Source organism: Streptomyces sp. NPDC001880 (genome assembly GCF_053594575.1).
On sequence record NZ_JBSFET010000031.1, the window covers coordinates 17,234 to 32,896 of the forward strand.

Here is a 15,663-nt window from a genome sequence, read left to right on the forward strand (position 1 = left end):
ACGCGCCGCCCGGCCGGCCCGCTACACCGGGCCTGCGACCACCGAGACCGGCTTCATCAGCGGCGTCCCCGAACCGTCGCGCCGCGGGTCCGGCTCGGGCAGCTCGCTCGGCGTGCCGTTCTGCTGCGCGGCGCGGGCGGGCGTCGGACCCGCCCAGCCGAACACCAGGACGTCCTCGCCCTTGAGGAACCGCTGGCAGCGCACCCCACCGGTGGCCCGGCCCTTGCGCGGGTACTGGTCGAACGGGGTGAGCTTGCACGTCAGCACCGAGTCGTCGAGGGTGCCGTGCGAGCCCGCGACCGTGAACACCATCGCGTCCGCCGCCGGGTCCACCGCGGTGAACGAGATCACCTCGGCGTCCGCCGCGAGCTTGACCCCTGCCATGCCACCGGCGGGCCGGCCCTGCGGCCGCACCTGGGCAGCGGGATAGCGCAGCAGTTGGGCGTCGGAGGTGATGAAGACCAGATCCTCCTCGCCGGTCCGCAGTTCGGCGGCGCCGACGATCCGGTCGCCGTCCTTGAGGGTGATGACCTCCAGCTCGTCCTTGTTGGCCGGGTAGTCCGGCACCACGCGCTTGACGACGCCCTGCAGGGTGCCGATCGCCAGGCCGGGGGAGGACTCGTCGAGCGTGGTGAGGCAGACGACGGACTCGTCGCTCTCCAGCGTGAGGAACTCGGCGACCATGGCCCCGCCCGACAGATTGGGCGCCGCGTGGGTGCCCGGCAGCTGGGGCAGATCGATCACCGAGAGCCGCAGCAGCCTCCCCGCCGACGTCACCACGCCCACGTCGCCGCGGGCCGTGGCCGGCACGGCCGACACGATCACATCGTGCTTGGAGCGCTTGGCGTCCTCGGTGAGAACGATCGGCTCGTCGTTGGTGGTACGGGCCAGCAGGCCGGTGGAGGAAAGCAGCACCCGGCACGGGTCGTCCGCGACCTCCAGCGGCACCGAGGCCACCTGCGAACCGGCCGACTCCAGCAGCACCGTACGCCGGTCGGTGCCGAACTTCTTCGCGACCGCAGCCAGTTCGGAGGAGACCAGCTTGCGCAGCGCGGTGTCCGATTCGAGGATCCTGGTCAGCTCGTCGATCTCGCCGTTGAGCCGGTCCCGCTCGCTCTCCAGCTCGATGCGGTCGAACCGGGTCAGCCTGCGCAGCGGGGTGTCCAGGATGTACTGCGTCTGGATCTCGCTCAGCGAGAAGTGCTCGACGAGCCGCTCCTTCGCCTGCGCCGAATTGTCACTGGACCGGATGATCCGGATGACCTCGTCGATGTCGATCAGCGCGACGAGCAGCCCCTCGACCAGATGCAGCCGGTCGCGCCGCTTGCCCCGGCGGAACTCGCTGCGCCGGCGCACCACGTCGAAGCGGTGGTCGAGATAGACCTCCAGGAGCTCCTTGAGACCCAGCGTGAGCGGCTGCCCGTCGACCAGCGCCACATTGTTGATGCCGAAGGACTCCTCCATCGGCGTCAGCTTGTAGAGCTGCTCCAGCACGGCCTCCGGTACGAAGCCGTTCTTCACCTCGATGACCAGGCGCAGGCCGTGCTCGCGGTCGGTCAGGTCCTTCACGTCCGCGATGCCCTGGAGCTTCTTCGCCGAGACCAGGTCCTTGATCTTGGAGATCACCTTCTCAGGGCCCACGGCGAAGGGCAGTTCGGTGACGACCAGACCCTTGCGGCGGGCCGTCACATTCTCCACCGAGACGGTCGCACGGATCTTGAACGTGCCACGGCCTCGGGCGTACGCGTCCTTGATGCCGCCCAGACCCACGATCCGGCCGCCGGTGGGCAGATCCGGACCCGGCACGAACCGCATCAGGGTTTCCAGGTCCGCGCCCGGATGCTTGATCAGATGGCGGGCGGCGGCGACGACCTCGCCCAGGTTGTGCGGCGGCATGTTGGTCGCCATGCCGACCGCGATCCCGGACGAGCCGTTGACCAGGAGGTTCGGGTACGCGGCGGGGAGAACGGAGGGCTCCATCTCCTGGCCGTCGTAATTCGACTGGAAAGTGACGGTGTCCTCGTCGATCGACTCCGTCATCAGTGACGTCGCGTCGGCCATCCGGCACTCGGTGTACCGCATGGCGGCCGGCGGGTCGTCGTTTCCGAGCGAGCCGAAGTTGCCGTGGCTGTCGACCAGGGGGAGCCGCATCGAGAACGGCTGCGCCAGACGGACCAGCGCGTCGTAGATCGATGCATCCCCGTGCGGGTGCAACTTACCCATGACCTCGCCGACGACGCGGGCACACTTCACGAAGCCGCGATCGGGGCGCAGGCCCATTTCGTTCATCTGGTACACGATGCGGCGGTGCACCGGCTTCATGCCGTCGCGGGCGTCGGGCAGGGCCCGCGAGTAGATCACCGAGTACGCGTACTCAAGGAAGGAGCCCTGCATTTCGTCGACGACGTCGATGTCGAGGATGTTCTCCTCGAAGTCGTCCGGCGGCGGGGTCTTCGTGCTGCGGCGGGCCATCGCTGCTGCGACTCCTTCACGGATTCTGTTCGGGCAACCTCAGGTTCTGACGCGGACCATTGTGGACCGCCGCACCGACATCGCCGACCTCGACCCGTCCCAAGGGGTGTTCCCGGCCCCGGCCGGGGCGCTTTTCCGACCCGTCGCGCGGCGGATGCGCCCCTCTTTCACGCGAACTTCCACAGTATGGGAACTTCGCCAGGTGTCCGTGCGCTTGCTTAAAGTGGCAGGTCTCGCAGGAAATCCAGTATCGCGATCGAAGGGACGTACATGCCCATGGGTCACACGGCCACCGCTCAGGCCGGCTCCGGCGGCCTGACAGCGACCGAGCACCGCCTGGCCAACGGCCTGCGCGTGGTGCTCTCCGAGGACCATCTGACCCCGGTCGCCGCGGTCTGTCTCTGGTACGACGTCGGTTCGCGCCACGAGGTCAAGGGGCGCACCGGTCTGGCTCACCTCTTCGAGCACCTGATGTTCCAGGGGTCCGGCCAGGTCAAGGGGAACGGCCACTTCGAGCTGGTGCAGGGAGCCGGTGGCTCGCTCAACGGGACCACCAGCTTCGAGCGCACCAACTACTTCGAGACCATGCCCACGCACCAGCTGGAGCTGGCCCTGTGGCTCGAGGCCGACCGCATGGGCTCGCTGCTCGCCGCGCTCGACGAGGAGTCGATGGAGAACCAGCGCGACGTCGTCAAGAACGAGCGCCGCCAGCGCTACGACAACGTCCCCTACGGCACGGCGTTCGAGAAGCTGACGGCACTGGCCTACCCCGAGGGCCACCCGTACCACCACACCCCGATCGGCTCGATGGCCGACCTGGACGCCGCGACCCTCGAGGACGCCCGCACCTTCTTCCGTACGTACTACGCGCCCAACAACGCGGTGCTCTCGGTCGTCGGCGACATCGACCCCGAGCAGACCCTCGCCTGGATCGAGAAGTACTTCGGCTCCATCCCCTCCCACGACGGCAAGCAGCCGCCGCGCGACGGCTCGCTCCCCGAGATCATCGGCGAGCAGCTGCGCGAGGAGGTGCACGAGGAGGTCCCGGCGCGGGCACTCATGGCCGCCTACCGGCTGCCGCACGACGGCACCCGTGAGTGCGACGCGGCGGACCTCGCGCTGACCGTGCTCGGCGGCGGCGAGTCGTCGCGGCTGCACAACCGCCTGGTCCGCCGTGACCGTACGGCCGTGGCGGCCGGGTTCGGGCTGCTGCGGCTGGCCGGTGCGCCCTCGCTCGGCTGGCTGGACGTCAAGACGTCCGGTGGCGTCGAAGTGCCGCAGATCGAGGCCGCGGTCGACGAGGAGCTCGCCCGGTTCGCCGCCGAGGGCCCCACGCCCGAGGAAATGGAGCGCGCGCAGGCCCAGTTGGAGCGCGAATGGCTGGACCGGCTCGGTACGGTCGCCGGCCGCGCCGACGAACTGTGCCGGTTCGCCGTACTGTTCGGTGACCCGCAGCTCGCTCTGACCGCCGTGCAGCGGGTGCTCGACGTCACCGCGGAGGAGGTCCAGGCGGTCGCCAAGGCCCAGCTGCGCCCCGACAACCGGGCGGTGCTGGTCTACGAGCCGGTCGAATCGGCCGAGCCCGCGGACACCGAGGAGACCGACGCCGACGACACCGACGCGCACGAAGGAGCGGGCAAGTGACCGACGCTGCCGCGACTGGAGTTTCGATGCAGTATCATCCGCAGCCGGCCCCCGGCGTCGCCCGGCCCTGGGCCTTCCCCGCGCCGGAGCGCGGCGCCCTGCCCAACGGCCTCACGGTGCTGCGCTGCCACCGTCCCGGCCAGCAGGTCGTGGCGGTCGAGATCTTCCTCGACGCCCCGCTGGACGCGGAGCCCGAGGGTCTCGACGGCGTGGCCACGATCATGTCGCGGGCGCTGTCCGAGGGCACCGACAAGCACACCGCCGAGGAGTTCGCCGCCGAGCTGGAGCGCTGCGGCGCCACCCTCGATGCGCACGCCGACCACCCCGGCGTCCGGGTCTCCCTGGAGGTCCCGGCCTCCCGGCTGGCCAAGGCGCTCGCGCTGGTCGCCGAGGCGCTGCGGGCGCCGGCCTTCGCCGACAGCGAGATCGAGCGGCTGGTGCGCAACCGGCTCGACGAGATCCCGCACGAGCAGGCCAACCCGGCCCGCCGCGCCGCCAAGCAGCTCTCCAAGGAGCTCTTCCCGGCTGCGGCGCGGATGTCGCGCCCGCGCCAGGGTACCGAGGAGACGGTGGAGCGGATCGACTCGGCGGCCGTGCGCGCCTTCTTCGACGCCCACGTCCGGCCGTCCGCGGCGACCGCCGTGGTCGTCGGCGACCTCACCGGGATCGACCTGGACGCCCTGCTCGCCGACACCCTCGGCGACTGGTCGGGAGAGGCGGTCGAGCCCCGTCCCGCCCCGCCGATCACCGCCGACGACACCGGCCGGGTAGTGATCGTCGACCGTCCGGGCGCGGTGCAGACGCAGCTGCTGATCGGCCGGATCGGTGCCGACCGGCACGACAGCGTGTGGCCGGCCCAGGTGCTCGGCACGTACTGCCTGGGCGGCACGCTCACCTCCCGTCTCGACCGGGTGCTGCGCGAGGAGAAGGGCTACACCTACGGCGTACGGGCCTTCGCCCAGGTGCTGCGGTCGTCGGCACCGGACTCCGCCTCGGGCGCGACCGGCGCCGCGATGCTGGCCATCAGCGGCTCGGTCGACACGGAGTCCACCGAGCCCGCGCTCAAGGACCTGTGGACGGTCCTGCGGACGCTGGCGGCCGAGGGCCTGACCGACGAGGAGCGCGAGACGGCGGTGCAGAACCTCGTGGGGGTCGCGCCGCTGAAGTTCGAGACGGCGGCCTCCGTCGCGGGTACCCTCGCCGACCAGGTCGAGCAGCACCTCCCCGACGACTACCAGGCGCAGCTGTACGCCCGGCTCGCGGAGACCGGCACGGTCGAGGCGACCGCGGCGGTCGTCAACGCCTTCCCGGGGGACCGGCTGGTCACGATCCTCGTCGGCGACGCGGCACGGATCGAGGAGCCCGTGCGGGCTCTGGGCATCGGAGAGGTGTCGGTGGTCACCGGCTGACGATCGGCACCGCCGACGGGCACCGGCCGATCGGATCGATCCGGCATAGCGCCCCATACCGGGGCAAAGGGAAGACCTCTGCGAGCAAGATCTCGCCGGGGTCTTCCCTTTTGTCCGTTCTGATGTGGAGGTTGCCTGTCGGCCCTGTGGGATGCGCTACAAAACGGCCTGTCCGTTTGGTGAATGAAAGTGCCCCCGCTTAGCGTCGGCTCGACTGTCCGTCACTCGTATGCCGCATCCGCGACGTACCGGACAGTCATCGCCGAGTCCCCGTCAGGCGCGAGCCTGGGGAGCCGGGGACCCACGCAGTCCCTGGGGTGAATCGGATGCCTGAGCCCGGCTGGGGCCTGGGGCGTCCGTAGGAGACCTTCCTGCTCCGAACCCGTCAGCTAACCCGGTAGGCGAGAAGGAAGGAAAGGATCAGCCACTTCATGGCGTTCACCCGTGCCACCGGGAAGCACCGTGCCCCGAGCCGACTGACGCGCAGGAGCGCGAAGGCCGTCGGCGTCGCGGCTCTGGCCACCACCGGCGTCATCGGCGGCATGGCCGCTCCCGCCCTTGCCGCGGACTCAGGAACCCCCTCCGTGAGCGACACCGGCCTCGGTCAGGTCATCGCCATCGACGAGACCATCGCCGACCGGATCGACGCACAGGCCGACGCGCAGCAGCACCAGGCCGACGTGGCGGCGAAGGCGAAGGCGGAGGCCCAGCGGAAGGCCGAGGCCAAGAAGAAGGCCGAAGCCAAGGCCAAGGCCGAGGCGGACGCGAAGCGCGCCGCGGAGGCCCGCGCGGAGAAGGCCCGCGCCGCGCGGTCCGCCGAGCGCACCCGGTTGGGTGCCTTCCAGCTCCCGGTCGCCGGCTCGTACGTCTCCACCGGATACAAGTCCAGCGGCTCGCTCTGGTCCTCCGGCAGCCACTCCGGCATCGACTTCCACGCCGCGTCCGGCAGCTCCGTCGTCGCCGTCGGTGCCGGTACGGTCGTCGAGGCCGGCTGGGGCGGCGCGTACGGCAACAACGTCGTGCTCCGGATGACGGACGGCACGTACACGCAGTACGGCCACCTCTCCTCGATCAGCGTCTCCGTCGGCCAGAGCGTCGGCGCGGGCCAGCAGATCGGCCTTTCCGGCTCGACCGGCAACTCCACCGGGCCGCACCTGCACTTCGAGGCCCGGACGACACCGTCGTACGGCTCCGACATGGACCCGGTCGCGTATCTGCGCGCCCGAGGCGTCAACGTCTGACGGCCCCGTCGCAGCACCTACGTCGAAGGCCCCGGCGCATGCCGGGGCCTTCGACGTACCCGCCGCACGGCCGTGAACGACGACCGTCCGCCGAACCGCCCCGTGGTGCAGCGGCTTTCTCGGGAAAATGCCTCAGACGGTCTCCGGGAGCTCTTCGAGCCCCTCGGCGACCAGCTTCGCCAGACGGTCCAGGGCGGCTTCGGAGTCGTCCGCCTCGGAGGCGAGCACGATCTCCTCGCCCCCCTGCGCGCCGAGGCCGAGGACCGCGAGCATGGAGGCGGCGTTCACCGGGTTGCCGTCGGCCTTGGAGATCGTCACGGGGATGCCGGAGGCCGTGGCGGCACGGACGAATATGGAAGCGGGGCGGGCGTGCAGGCCCTCGGCCCAACCGACGTTGACGCGGCGCTCAGCCATGGTTCTGCCCTTCGGGAATCAAGAGTTGTCTAGACCAGTCTCTCACGCGGTGCGCAGTTGCTCCGGCCGACCCCGGGAACGCCCGCGATGCCCGGGGTACCGCCGATCGGCCCTCCCAGACTGCCCCGGCCCCGAGTCGTACGCGACCGCTGGCCGAGCCGTAGTCTTTGCCCATGCAGCCCGCGCCGGAGCAGTGTCCGCAGCACCCCTATCCCGACCACTGGGAAGCGGACGTGGTGCTCCGCGACGGAGGCACCGCGCGCATCAGGCCCATCACCGCGGACGACGCCGAACGGCTGGTCAGCTTCTACGAGCAGGTCTCCGACGAGTCGAAGTACTACCGGTTCTTCGCCCCGTACCCCCGGCTGTCCGACCGGGACGTGCACCGCTTCACCCACCACGACTACGTCGACCGGGTGGGACTCGCCGTCACGGTCGGCGGCGACTTCATCGCGACCGTCCGCTACGACCGGATCGACGAGCGCGGCAGGCCCGCCTCCGCACCCGCCGACGAGGCCGAGGTCGCCTTCCTCGTCCAGGACGCGCATCAGGGCCGCGGCGTGGCCTCGGCGCTCCTCGAACACATCGCGGCCGTCGCCCGCGAGCGCGGGATCCGCCGCTTCGCCGCCGAGGTGCTGCCCGCCAACACCAAGATGATCAAGGTGTTCCGGGACGCCGGATACACCCAGCAGCGCAGCTTCGAGGACGGCTCCGTCCACCTCACCCTGGACCTCGAACCGACCGCCGAGTCCCTCGCCGTCCAGCGCGGCCGTGAGCACCGGGCGGAGGCGCGGTCCGTACAACGACTGCTGGCCCCCGGCTCCGTCGCCGTCATCGGCGTCGGCCGGACCCCCGGAGGCGTCGGCCGCACGGTCCTGCGCAACCTCCTCGGCGCCGGCTTCACCGGCCGGACGTACGCCGTGAACCGCGCCTTCGCCGCCGGCCTGGCCACGGTCGACGGCGTCCCCGCCCACCGCTCGATCGGTGAGATCGCTGAACCGGTCGATCTCGCGGTCGTCGCCGTCCCAGCCGACCGGGTTCCGGAGGCCGTCGCGGACTGCGGCGAACATGGCGTCCAGGGCCTGGTCGTTCTCTCGGCCGGATACGCCGAATGGGGCGCCGAAGGCCGGGAGCGGCAACGCGAACTGGTCCGGCAGGCCCGCTCGTACGGAATGCGGATCATCGGCCCGAACGCCTTCGGCCTGATCAACAACGCGGAAACGGTTCGGCTGAACGCCTCGCTCGCCCCCGAGCCGCCCGCCCCCGGGCGCATCGGCCTCTTCACCCAGTCCGGCGCGATCGGCATCGCGCTGCTCTCCGGGCTCTACCGCCGCGGCGCGGGCCTGTCCACCTTCATCTCCGCGGGCAACCGCGCCGACATCTCCGGCAACGACTTCCTCCAGTACTGGTACGAGGACCCCGACACCGACGTCGCCCTGCTGTACCTCGAATCGCTCGGCAATCCTCGCAAGTTCACCCGCCTCGCGCGGCGCATCGCGGCGGTCAAGCCGGTCGTCGTGGTGAAGGGCGCCCGGCACAGCGGCTCCACCCCGCCCGGCCACGCGGTGCCGATCAGCCGGATCCCGGACGCGGCGGTCTCGGCGCTCATGCGGCAGGCCGGTGTGATCCGGGTCGACACGGTGACGGAGATGGTCGACGCGGGCCTCCTCCTCGCCGACCAGCCGTTGCCGGCCGGTCCCCGGGTCGCGATCCTCGGCAACTCCGAATCGCTGGGCCTCCTCACGTACGACGCCTGCCTCGCCGAGGGGCTGCGCCCGCGCCCGCCCCTCGATCTCACCACCGCCGCCACCCCGCAGGATTTCAGGAACGCCCTGGCCGAGGCCCTCGCCGACGACGGCTGCGACTCGGTGGTCGTGACGGCCATCCCGTGGGTCGGCGAGGACGGCGAGGCGGAGGCCGGCGACGGAGAGGTGCTCGCGGCAGCGCTGCACACGGCCGCCGCCGCGGGGCCGGCCAAGCCGGTCGCCGTCGTCCATGTCGAGATCGGCGGGCTGGCGGAGGCCCTCGCCGCGGCCACCAGCACGGTCGCGCAGCCGCGTTCCTTGGCGCAGCCGTCCCCGGCCGTGCCCGCCGCCCCGGCCGACCCGAGCCCGGCGCCCACCTCCGCGGCCTCCCCCGCGGGCGACGGCGACGGCGCCCCCGGCACCCGCATCGGCCGCATCCCCGCCTACCCCGCCGCCGAACGGGCGGTGCGCGCCCTGGCCGAAGCGGTGCGGTACGCCCAGTGGCGGCGCCAGGCCGCCGTGCCCGGCAAGGTGCCCGAGTTCCTCGACGACACCATCGACGAAACGGGCGCCGCCGAGCTCATCGACACCCTCCTCGGCCCCGACCCCGACCCGCGGGGCCGACCGCTCGCCCATGAGGAGGCACGCGAACTCCTGGGCCGCTACGGCATCACCGTACGGCCGACGCTCCCGGCACCCGACCCGGACGCCGCCGTCGCCGCGGCGGCCCGGCTGGGCTATCCCGTGGCGCTCAAGACCACCGCGCCGCATCTGCGCCACCGGGCCGACCTCGGTGGCGTCCGGCTCGACCTCGCCAATGAGACCGCGCTGCGCAGGGCGTACGGCGAACTGACCGACCTGCTCGGCAAGCCCGCCGAACTCCGGCCCGTCGTCCAGGCCATGGCCCCGCGCGGCGTCGACACCGTCGTACGGGCCACGATCGACCCGGCGGCGGGCGCCGTCCTGTCCTTCGGGCTCGCGGGCGCGCCCTCCGAACTCCTCGGCGACACCGCCCACCGCCTCGTCCCGGCCACCGACCGCGACGCCGCCGAGCTGATCCGGTCCATCCGGGCGGCCCCGGTGCTGTTCGGCTGGCGCGGCGCGGCGCCCGTGGACACCGCGTCCCTCGAAGAGCTGCTGCTGCGGGTCTCCCGGCTGGTCGACGACCACCCCGAGGTGGTCTCCGTCGCCCTGGAACCCGTGGTGGTCGCCACCCAGGGGCTGACCGTGCTCGGCGCGAGCGTCCGCCTCTCGCCGCCCCCGCCCCGCACCGATCTCGGCCCCCGCCGCCTGCCCAACTACTGACCCGGGCGCCGTCATGTCCGAGGGGCCCGGTCCGCCGTGCCGTACAACGTCCCCGGCAGTCATCCGGCCCCCGTAGGATGGTCCTCATGGCAAAGACCGGTACGACGACCCAGGGGCTGCGCGCGGCGATCGAGCGCAGTGGCTACTACCCGGCCCTCGTGGCCGAGGCGGTGGAGGCCGCCGTGGGCGGTGAGCCGGTCGCTTCGTACCTGGTGCACCAGGAGACCACGTTCGACTCCAACGAGGTGCGCCGCCATGTCACGGTCCTGGTCCTGACGGACAACCGTTTCATCGTCAGCCACACCGACGAGCAGAACGCCGACACCAGCTCCCCGTCCCCGTACGCCACCACCTCCACGGAGTCGGTCAAGCTCGACCGGATCTCCTCGGTCGTGGTCAGCCGGGTCGTGGCCAACCCGGAGAAGTACGTGCCGGGCACGCTGCCCCGCGAAGTCGTCCTCACCATCGGCTGGGGCGCGGTTTCCCGGATCGACCTGGAGCCGGCCGCCTGCGGCGACCCCAACTGCGAGGCCGACCACGGCTACACCGGTAATTCCACCGCCGACGATCTGAGCCTGCGGGTCAGCGAGGCCGGCGACGGCCCGGACACCGTGCGTCAGACCCTCGCCTTCGCCCAGTCGCTCTCCGAGGCCACGGCCGCGACCGCGGCGACCGGCCGCTGATGGCACAGCCGGCCTGGCAGGAGCCCGATCCGCTCGCTGTCGAGAGCGCCCCGGTCCCGGAGTACGGCAGCGGATCGCTCTCCGACCTGCTGCCCACGCTCGTCGCCGGGCAGGGCGTGCCCGGCTTCACCGCGGCGATCCCCGAACTCACCCCCGCCGACCGGAACTGCGTGTTCCTGATCGACGGCCTGGGCTGGGAGCAGATCAAGGCCCACCCCGACGAGGCACCGTTTCTGCACTCCCTGCTCCCCACCTCGCGCGGTGGCACCGGCCGTCCGATAACGGCGGGGTTCCCGGCCACCACGGCCACCTCGCTGGCCTCGGTCGGCATCGGGCTCCCGCCCGGGGAGCACGGCCTGCCCGGCTACACCGCGCGCAATCCGGAGACCGGTGAGCTGATGAACCAGCTCCGCTGGAAGCCCTGGACCTCCCCGAAGGTCTGGCAGCCGTACCCCACGGTCTTCGGGCTCGCCGACGCCGCGGGCGTGCGCACCGCCCAGGTCTCCGCCCCCGCCTTCGAACAGACTCCGCTCACCCAGGTCGCGCTCAGCGGCGGCTCGTTCCTGGGCCGGCTGTCCGGCGAGGAGCGGATGGACACCGCCGCCGAGCGGCTCGCCGCGAGCGACCGGTCGCTCGTCTACACGTACTACAGCGAGGTCGACGGCAAGGGCCATCGCTTCGGCGTCGACTCCGACGCCTGGCGCGGACAGCTGATGTACGTGGACGGACTGGCAAGGCGCCTGGCCGAACAGCTCCCGCCCCGCTCGGCGCTGTACATCACCGCCGACCACGGCATGATCGACATCCCGTTCGACGAGCAGTCCCGGATCGACTTCGACGAGGACTGGGAGCTGCGCGCGGGCGTCGCCCTGCTCGGCGGCGAGGGCCGGGCCCGTCATGTGTACGCCGTCCCGGGAGCCGAGAACGACGTGCTGACGGTCTGGCGGGAAGTGCTCGGCGAGCAGTTCTGGGTGGCGAGCAGGGAAGAGGCTGTCGCGGCCGGATGGTTCGGCCCGAAGATCGACGAGCGTGTGCACGGCAGGATCGGCGACGTCGTCGCGGCGGCCCACGACGACGTGGTGATCACCGCCTCCGTCAATGAGCCGCACGAGTCCGCGATGGTGGGCATGCACGGTTCGATGACCCCCGTCGAGCAGCTCGTTCCGCTTCTCGAAGTACGCTCGTAACCGCTTTTTCCCGACCACTGCTTCTTCGCCCGCCCGAAAGGTGCTCAGCCCCTCATGCCCGAGCTTGTGTTCTTCTCCGGAACGATGGACTGCGGAAAGAGCACGCTGGCGCTGCAGATCGGCCACAACCGTTCGGCACGTGGCCTGCAAGGCGTGATCTTCACCCGTGACGACCGGGCGGGGGAGGGCAAGCTCTCCTCGCGCCTGGGGCTGGTCACCGAGGCCGTCGAGGCCGATGAGGGCATGGACCTGTACGCCCATCTCGTCGACCGGATAAGCCGGGGCGGCCGGGCGGACTACGTGATCGTGGACGAGGCGCAGTTTCTGGCTCCCGTTCAGATCGACCAGCTCGCGCGCATTGTCGACGACCTCGACATGGACGTTTTCGCGTTCGGCATCACCACTGATTTCCGGACCAAGCTGTTCCCTGGGTCCCAGCGGCTGATAGAGCTCGCCGACCGGGTCGAGACGCTCCAGGTCGAAGCGCTCTGCTGGTGCGGCGCGCGGGCCACGCACAACGCCCGGACGGTCGGCGGCGAGATGGTCGTCGAAGGCGCCCAGGTGGTCGTGGGCGATGTCAACCAGCAGGCAGGCGAGGTCGGTTACGAGGTGCTGTGTCGACGTCACCACCAGCGCAGGAAGACCAGCGCCGGCGCCCGCGCGGGCGCGCTGTCGCCGGACGTGCTGCCCGTCGCCTCCGTCTGAACCGCCCGGTCGGTGCTGTGACCGGCTGTTTAGGATGACGCCTGTGAAGACGGTGAGCGCGGAAGAGTCCGGGTCCGGACCGGGCCCGCTGGGCAAGGTGCAGCCCAGGCAGCTGATCGTGACCGTCTACGGGTTGTACGCGCGCGACACCGCTGGCTGGATGTCGGTGGCCTCACTGATCCAGCTTCTCGCCGACCTCGACATCGAGGCGCCGACCGTACGCTCCTGCGTCTCCCGGCTGAAGCGGGCCGGACTGCTGGAAGCCGGGTCGGTGTCCGGAACGGCCGGGTACCGGATCTCGCCCGAGACCGAGCGGATATTGCGCGACGGTGATCCGCGCATCTTCGCGGCCAGGCGGGCCACCGTGGACGAGGGCTGGGTGCTGGTCGTCTTCTCGGTGCCCGAGTCCGAACGCGCCAGGCGGCACACCCTGCGCACCCAGCTCACCCGGCTCGGCTTCGGTTCCGTGTCCGCCGGAGTATGGATCGCCCCAGGACATGTGCACGACGAGGCGGAGTCCATGCTCGCCAGGCACGGACTGCGCTCGTACGCCGACCTCTTCCGGGCCGATTACCTGTCAGTCGGCAGCGATGCCGACGAACTCGCCGCGAAGGTCCGCTCCTGGTGGGACACCGACCGGCTGCAGCGGCTGTACGTCGAATTCCTCGCCACGCACCGTCCGGTGGCCGAGCGGATCGCGAACGGCGCACCGGTGACGGACCGCCAGGCGTTCACGAAGTACATCGGAGTCCTTACCGACTGGCGTCGGCTGGTCTACCTCGATCCCGGGGTCGCGCGTGAACTGCTGCCCGGGGAATGGAGCGGAACCCACGCCTCCGAGCTCTTCGACGAGATGAACGCCCGGCTGGCCGGACCCGCCCACCGGCATGTCGAGCGGGTCCGGGCGCGCTGACGCCCGCCGGACGGCTCAGCGAGTATCCGAGCGGACGATCGTGAACGCCGCCCCCTCCGGGTCCGCCACAGTCGCCACCCGGCCGCTCGCCCCCTCCCGGGGCGGCTGCAGAATGCACCCGCCGAGCTCCACCACCCGCCGGGCCGCCTCGTCGGTGTCGGCGACCTCGAAGTACGTCATCCAGTGCGGGCCCCGGTCGCGCGGCAGCGCGTGGCCGACGCCGTGCAGTGAGGCCACCGGCCTGCCCTCCAGACGCAGGGTCTGGTAGTCGAAGTCGGCCGAGACGACCGCCTCCGCCTCGTAGCCGAAAACCGTCTGGTAGAACTTGCAGACCGTCGCGGTCTCGCGGGTCACCAGCTCGTTCCAGGCCGGTGTGCCGGGGGTCCCGGCGAGCGCCGTGCCGAGGTGTGCGGCGGCCTGCCAGACCCCGAAGACCGCGCCGCTGGGGTCGGCGGCGATGGCGAGCCTGCCCGCCTCTCCGGCGTCGAGCGGCCCCACGGCGACCGTGCCACCGCAGGACCGGATGGTCTCCGCCGTGAGATCCACGTCGTCACTGGCCAGATAGGTCGTCCAGGCGACCGGCAGGTGCCGCTCGGGCGGCAGCTGGCCGAGGCCCGCCACCACCTTCCCGTCGATCAGCGCCCGGACATACGGACCCAGTTGGTCCGGACCCGGAACGAATTCCCAGCCGAACAGACCGGCGTAGAAGTCCTGGGTCGTGCTCAGACCGTGCACGATCAGACTCACCCAGCAAGGTGTTCCGGGCGTACGCGGAGCGGCAGCCTCGGTCATCGTCACTCTCTCCTCGGACCATCGGGGTGGCCGTACGGGGGAACGGGGCCGGCGTGCCGTCGCGCGGTACGGGATGTGTACGCCCCGTGCAGATGTTTGCACCACCCGGCGCACGAAGTGCTGCGGCCGCGCCGCACTTCCCGGGATCTCGACGCAGGGAGACCGATTCAGTGTGTTGCGCCCGTTTCGACGGTGTTACGGGTGGGGCGACTCCTGCGCGAGGATGGCACCCATGAAGCCCATCATCACCGCATTCGAATACGCGAGCGAGTCGACGGGGCCACGTCCGCCGGTGCTCCTCGACGTACGTTGGCAACTGGGTGGCCCGCACGGGCGACCCGACTACGAGGCCGGGCACATCCCCGGTGCGGTCTTTGTCGACCTGGACGCGGAACTCGCCGGTCCGGCAGGCCGCGGCGGCCGTCATCCACTGCCCGATCCGGAGGAATTCGGGGCGGTGATGCGCCGGGCCGGTGTCTCCCGGGACACCCCGGTGGTCGTGTACGACGGCGGCCAGGGCTGGGCGGCGGCACGCGCCTGGTGGCTGCTGCGCTGGACGGGGCATCCGGATGTCCGGGTCCTGGACGGCGGACTCGCCGCCTGGACGGGCGAACTCCAGCAGGAGACCCCGGCCCCGGCCGAGGGCGACTTCCGGCCCACGCCCGGTGCGCTGCCGCTGCTGGACGCGGACGGGGCGGCGGCGCTGGCCCGCTCGGGTCTGCTGCTCGACGCCCGGGCCGCCGAGCGCTACCGGGGCGATGTGGAGCCGATCGACCGGGTGGGCGGCCACATCCCGGGAGCCGTCTCGGCCCCGACCTCCGAGAACACGGGGGACGACGGCCGGTTCCTGTCCGCCGAGGCGCTGGCGGTGCGCTTCAAGGAACTCGGCGCCGATCGACCGGGGGAGATCGGCGTCTACTGCGGCTCCGGGGTCTCCGGCGCCCATGAAGTACTGGCCCTGGCCGTCGCGGGCATCCCGGCGGCGCTGTACGCGGGCTCCTGGTCCGAGTGGTCCGGCGACGAGTCCCGCCCGGTCGCCACGGGGCCCGAGCCGCAGTAACGGGACGGGCGCCGGCCGGACCGACCCCACTCGCCGCTCCCGGCCCCGCAGGCGCCGGGTGCGGCGGCCGCTCACGGCACGAGGGCCCGCACG

The 15,663-nt window shown here is 71.6% G+C and carries 12 protein-coding genes and 1 riboswitch; of the genes, 9 read left to right on the forward strand and 3 right to left on the reverse strand.

The window, feature by feature from the left end; genetic code table 11:
* Positions 1-21: 21 nt before the first annotated feature.
* The gene (locus ACWCQ6_RS18895) at positions 22-2,472 is read right to left on the reverse strand and encodes a DNA gyrase/topoisomerase IV subunit A (RefSeq protein ID WP_451090508.1); all 2,451 of its coding nucleotides are present in this window, start codon (positions 2,470-2,472) and stop codon (positions 22-24) included.
* 270 nt (positions 2,473-2,742) lie between these two features.
* Here ACWCQ6_RS18895 and ACWCQ6_RS18900 point away from each other — a divergent pair, with 270 nt between their 5' ends.
* The 3 genes from ACWCQ6_RS18900 to ACWCQ6_RS18910 all read left to right on the forward strand — a co-directional run bounded on the left by ACWCQ6_RS18900 (position 2,743) and on the right by ACWCQ6_RS18910 (position 6,766).
* Entirely contained in the window at positions 2,743-4,116 is a 1,374-nt protein-coding gene (locus ACWCQ6_RS18900) for a M16 family metallopeptidase (protein ID WP_451090510.1), read from the forward strand.
* A gap of 26 nt (positions 4,117-4,142) precedes the next feature.
* Positions 4,143-5,525 carry a M16 family metallopeptidase gene (locus ACWCQ6_RS18905; RefSeq protein WP_451090512.1) on the forward strand — a complete coding sequence of 461 codons (1,383 nt, stop codon included), beginning with the start codon at positions 4,143-4,145 and terminating at the stop codon, positions 5,523-5,525.
* A 250-nt stretch (positions 5,526-5,775) separates the two neighbouring features.
* A riboswitch (cyclic di-AMP (ydaO/yuaA leader) is annotated at positions 5,776-5,943 on the forward strand.
* Between the two features lie 13 nt (positions 5,944-5,956).
* Positions 5,957-6,766 (forward strand): M23 family metallopeptidase, encoded by an 810-nt coding sequence (locus ACWCQ6_RS18910; RefSeq protein WP_451090514.1) that lies wholly within the window; start codon positions 5,957-5,959, stop codon positions 6,764-6,766.
* Positions 6,767-6,898: 132 nt separating this feature from the next.
* Here the strand turns inward: ACWCQ6_RS18910 and ACWCQ6_RS18915 are convergent, their stop codons facing one another.
* Positions 6,899-7,180, reverse strand: coding sequence for an HPr family phosphocarrier protein (locus ACWCQ6_RS18915; protein ID WP_451090516.1), 282 nt, complete (start codon positions 7,178-7,180; stop codon positions 6,899-6,901).
* Between the two features lie 173 nt (positions 7,181-7,353).
* On the opposite strand from ACWCQ6_RS18915, the gene ACWCQ6_RS18920 reads away from it, so the two are divergent.
* The 5 genes from ACWCQ6_RS18920 to ACWCQ6_RS18940 all read left to right on the forward strand — a co-directional run bounded on the left by ACWCQ6_RS18920 (position 7,354) and on the right by ACWCQ6_RS18940 (position 13,718).
* Complete coding sequence (locus tag ACWCQ6_RS18920) at positions 7,354-10,230, forward strand: bifunctional acetate--CoA ligase family protein/GNAT family N-acetyltransferase (RefSeq protein WP_451090518.1); 2,877 nt, start codon at positions 7,354-7,356, stop codon at positions 10,228-10,230.
* A gap of 86 nt (positions 10,231-10,316) precedes the next feature.
* Positions 10,317-10,913, forward strand: coding sequence for a DUF5998 family protein (locus ACWCQ6_RS18925; RefSeq protein ID WP_451090520.1), 597 nt, complete (start codon positions 10,317-10,319; stop codon positions 10,911-10,913).
* Positions 10,913-12,100, forward strand: coding sequence for an alkaline phosphatase family protein (locus ACWCQ6_RS18930; protein ID WP_451090522.1), 1,188 nt, complete (start codon positions 10,913-10,915; stop codon positions 12,098-12,100). Before ACWCQ6_RS18925 ends, ACWCQ6_RS18930 begins: the two co-directional genes overlap by 1 nt.
* A gap of 54 nt (positions 12,101-12,154) precedes the next feature.
* Positions 12,155-12,805 carry a thymidine kinase gene (locus tag ACWCQ6_RS18935; protein ID WP_451090524.1) on the forward strand — a complete coding sequence of 217 codons (651 nt, stop codon included), beginning with the start codon at positions 12,155-12,157 and terminating at the stop codon, positions 12,803-12,805.
* Positions 12,806-12,848: 43 nt separating this feature from the next.
* The gene (locus ACWCQ6_RS18940) at positions 12,849-13,718 is read left to right on the forward strand and encodes a PaaX family transcriptional regulator (RefSeq protein ID WP_451090526.1); all 870 of its coding nucleotides are present in this window, start codon (positions 12,849-12,851) and stop codon (positions 13,716-13,718) included.
* Positions 13,719-13,733: 15 nt separating this feature from the next.
* Here the strand turns inward: ACWCQ6_RS18940 and ACWCQ6_RS18945 are convergent, their stop codons facing one another.
* On the reverse strand, positions 13,734-14,510 hold the full coding sequence (locus ACWCQ6_RS18945; protein WP_451090528.1) for a VOC family protein: 777 nt from the start codon (positions 14,508-14,510) through the stop codon (positions 13,734-13,736).
* Between the two features lie 232 nt (positions 14,511-14,742).
* Between ACWCQ6_RS18945 and ACWCQ6_RS18950 the strand changes: the two genes are divergently transcribed.
* Positions 14,743-15,570 (forward strand): sulfurtransferase, encoded by an 828-nt coding sequence (locus ACWCQ6_RS18950; protein ID WP_451090530.1) that lies wholly within the window; start codon positions 14,743-14,745, stop codon positions 15,568-15,570.
* Positions 15,571-15,663: the final 93 nt, after the last annotated feature.

Excerpts from the sequence above, each read along its gene's own strand:
- ACWCQ6_RS18900 (WP_451090510.1), top strand. The coding sequence starts at position 2,743 with ATGCCCATGGGTCACACGGCCACCGCTCAGGCCGGCTCCGGCGGCCTG.
- ACWCQ6_RS18925 (WP_451090520.1), top strand. The coding sequence starts at position 10,317 with ATGGCAAAGACCGGTACGACGACCCAGGGGCTGCGCGCGGCGATCGAG.
- ACWCQ6_RS18895 (WP_451090508.1), bottom strand. The coding sequence starts at position 2,472 with ATGGCCCGCCGCAGCACGAAGACCCCGCCGCCGGACGACTTCGAGGAG.
- ACWCQ6_RS18930 (WP_451090522.1), top strand. The coding sequence starts at position 10,913 with ATGGCACAGCCGGCCTGGCAGGAGCCCGATCCGCTCGCTGTCGAGAGC.
- ACWCQ6_RS18905 (WP_451090512.1), top strand. The coding sequence starts at position 4,143 with ATGCAGTATCATCCGCAGCCGGCCCCCGGCGTCGCCCGGCCCTGGGCC.
- ACWCQ6_RS18910 (WP_451090514.1), top strand. The coding sequence starts at position 5,957 with ATGGCGTTCACCCGTGCCACCGGGAAGCACCGTGCCCCGAGCCGACTG.
- ACWCQ6_RS18915 (WP_451090516.1), bottom strand. The coding sequence starts at position 7,180 with ATGGCTGAGCGCCGCGTCAACGTCGGTTGGGCCGAGGGCCTGCACGCC.
- ACWCQ6_RS18945 (WP_451090528.1), bottom strand. The coding sequence starts at position 14,510 with ATGACCGAGGCTGCCGCTCCGCGTACGCCCGGAACACCTTGCTGGGTG.
- ACWCQ6_RS18935 (WP_451090524.1), top strand. The coding sequence starts at position 12,155 with ATGCCCGAGCTTGTGTTCTTCTCCGGAACGATGGACTGCGGAAAGAGC.
- ACWCQ6_RS18920 (WP_451090518.1), top strand. The coding sequence starts at position 7,354 with ATGCAGCCCGCGCCGGAGCAGTGTCCGCAGCACCCCTATCCCGACCAC.
- ACWCQ6_RS18950 (WP_451090530.1), top strand. The coding sequence starts at position 14,743 with ATGAAGCCCATCATCACCGCATTCGAATACGCGAGCGAGTCGACGGGG.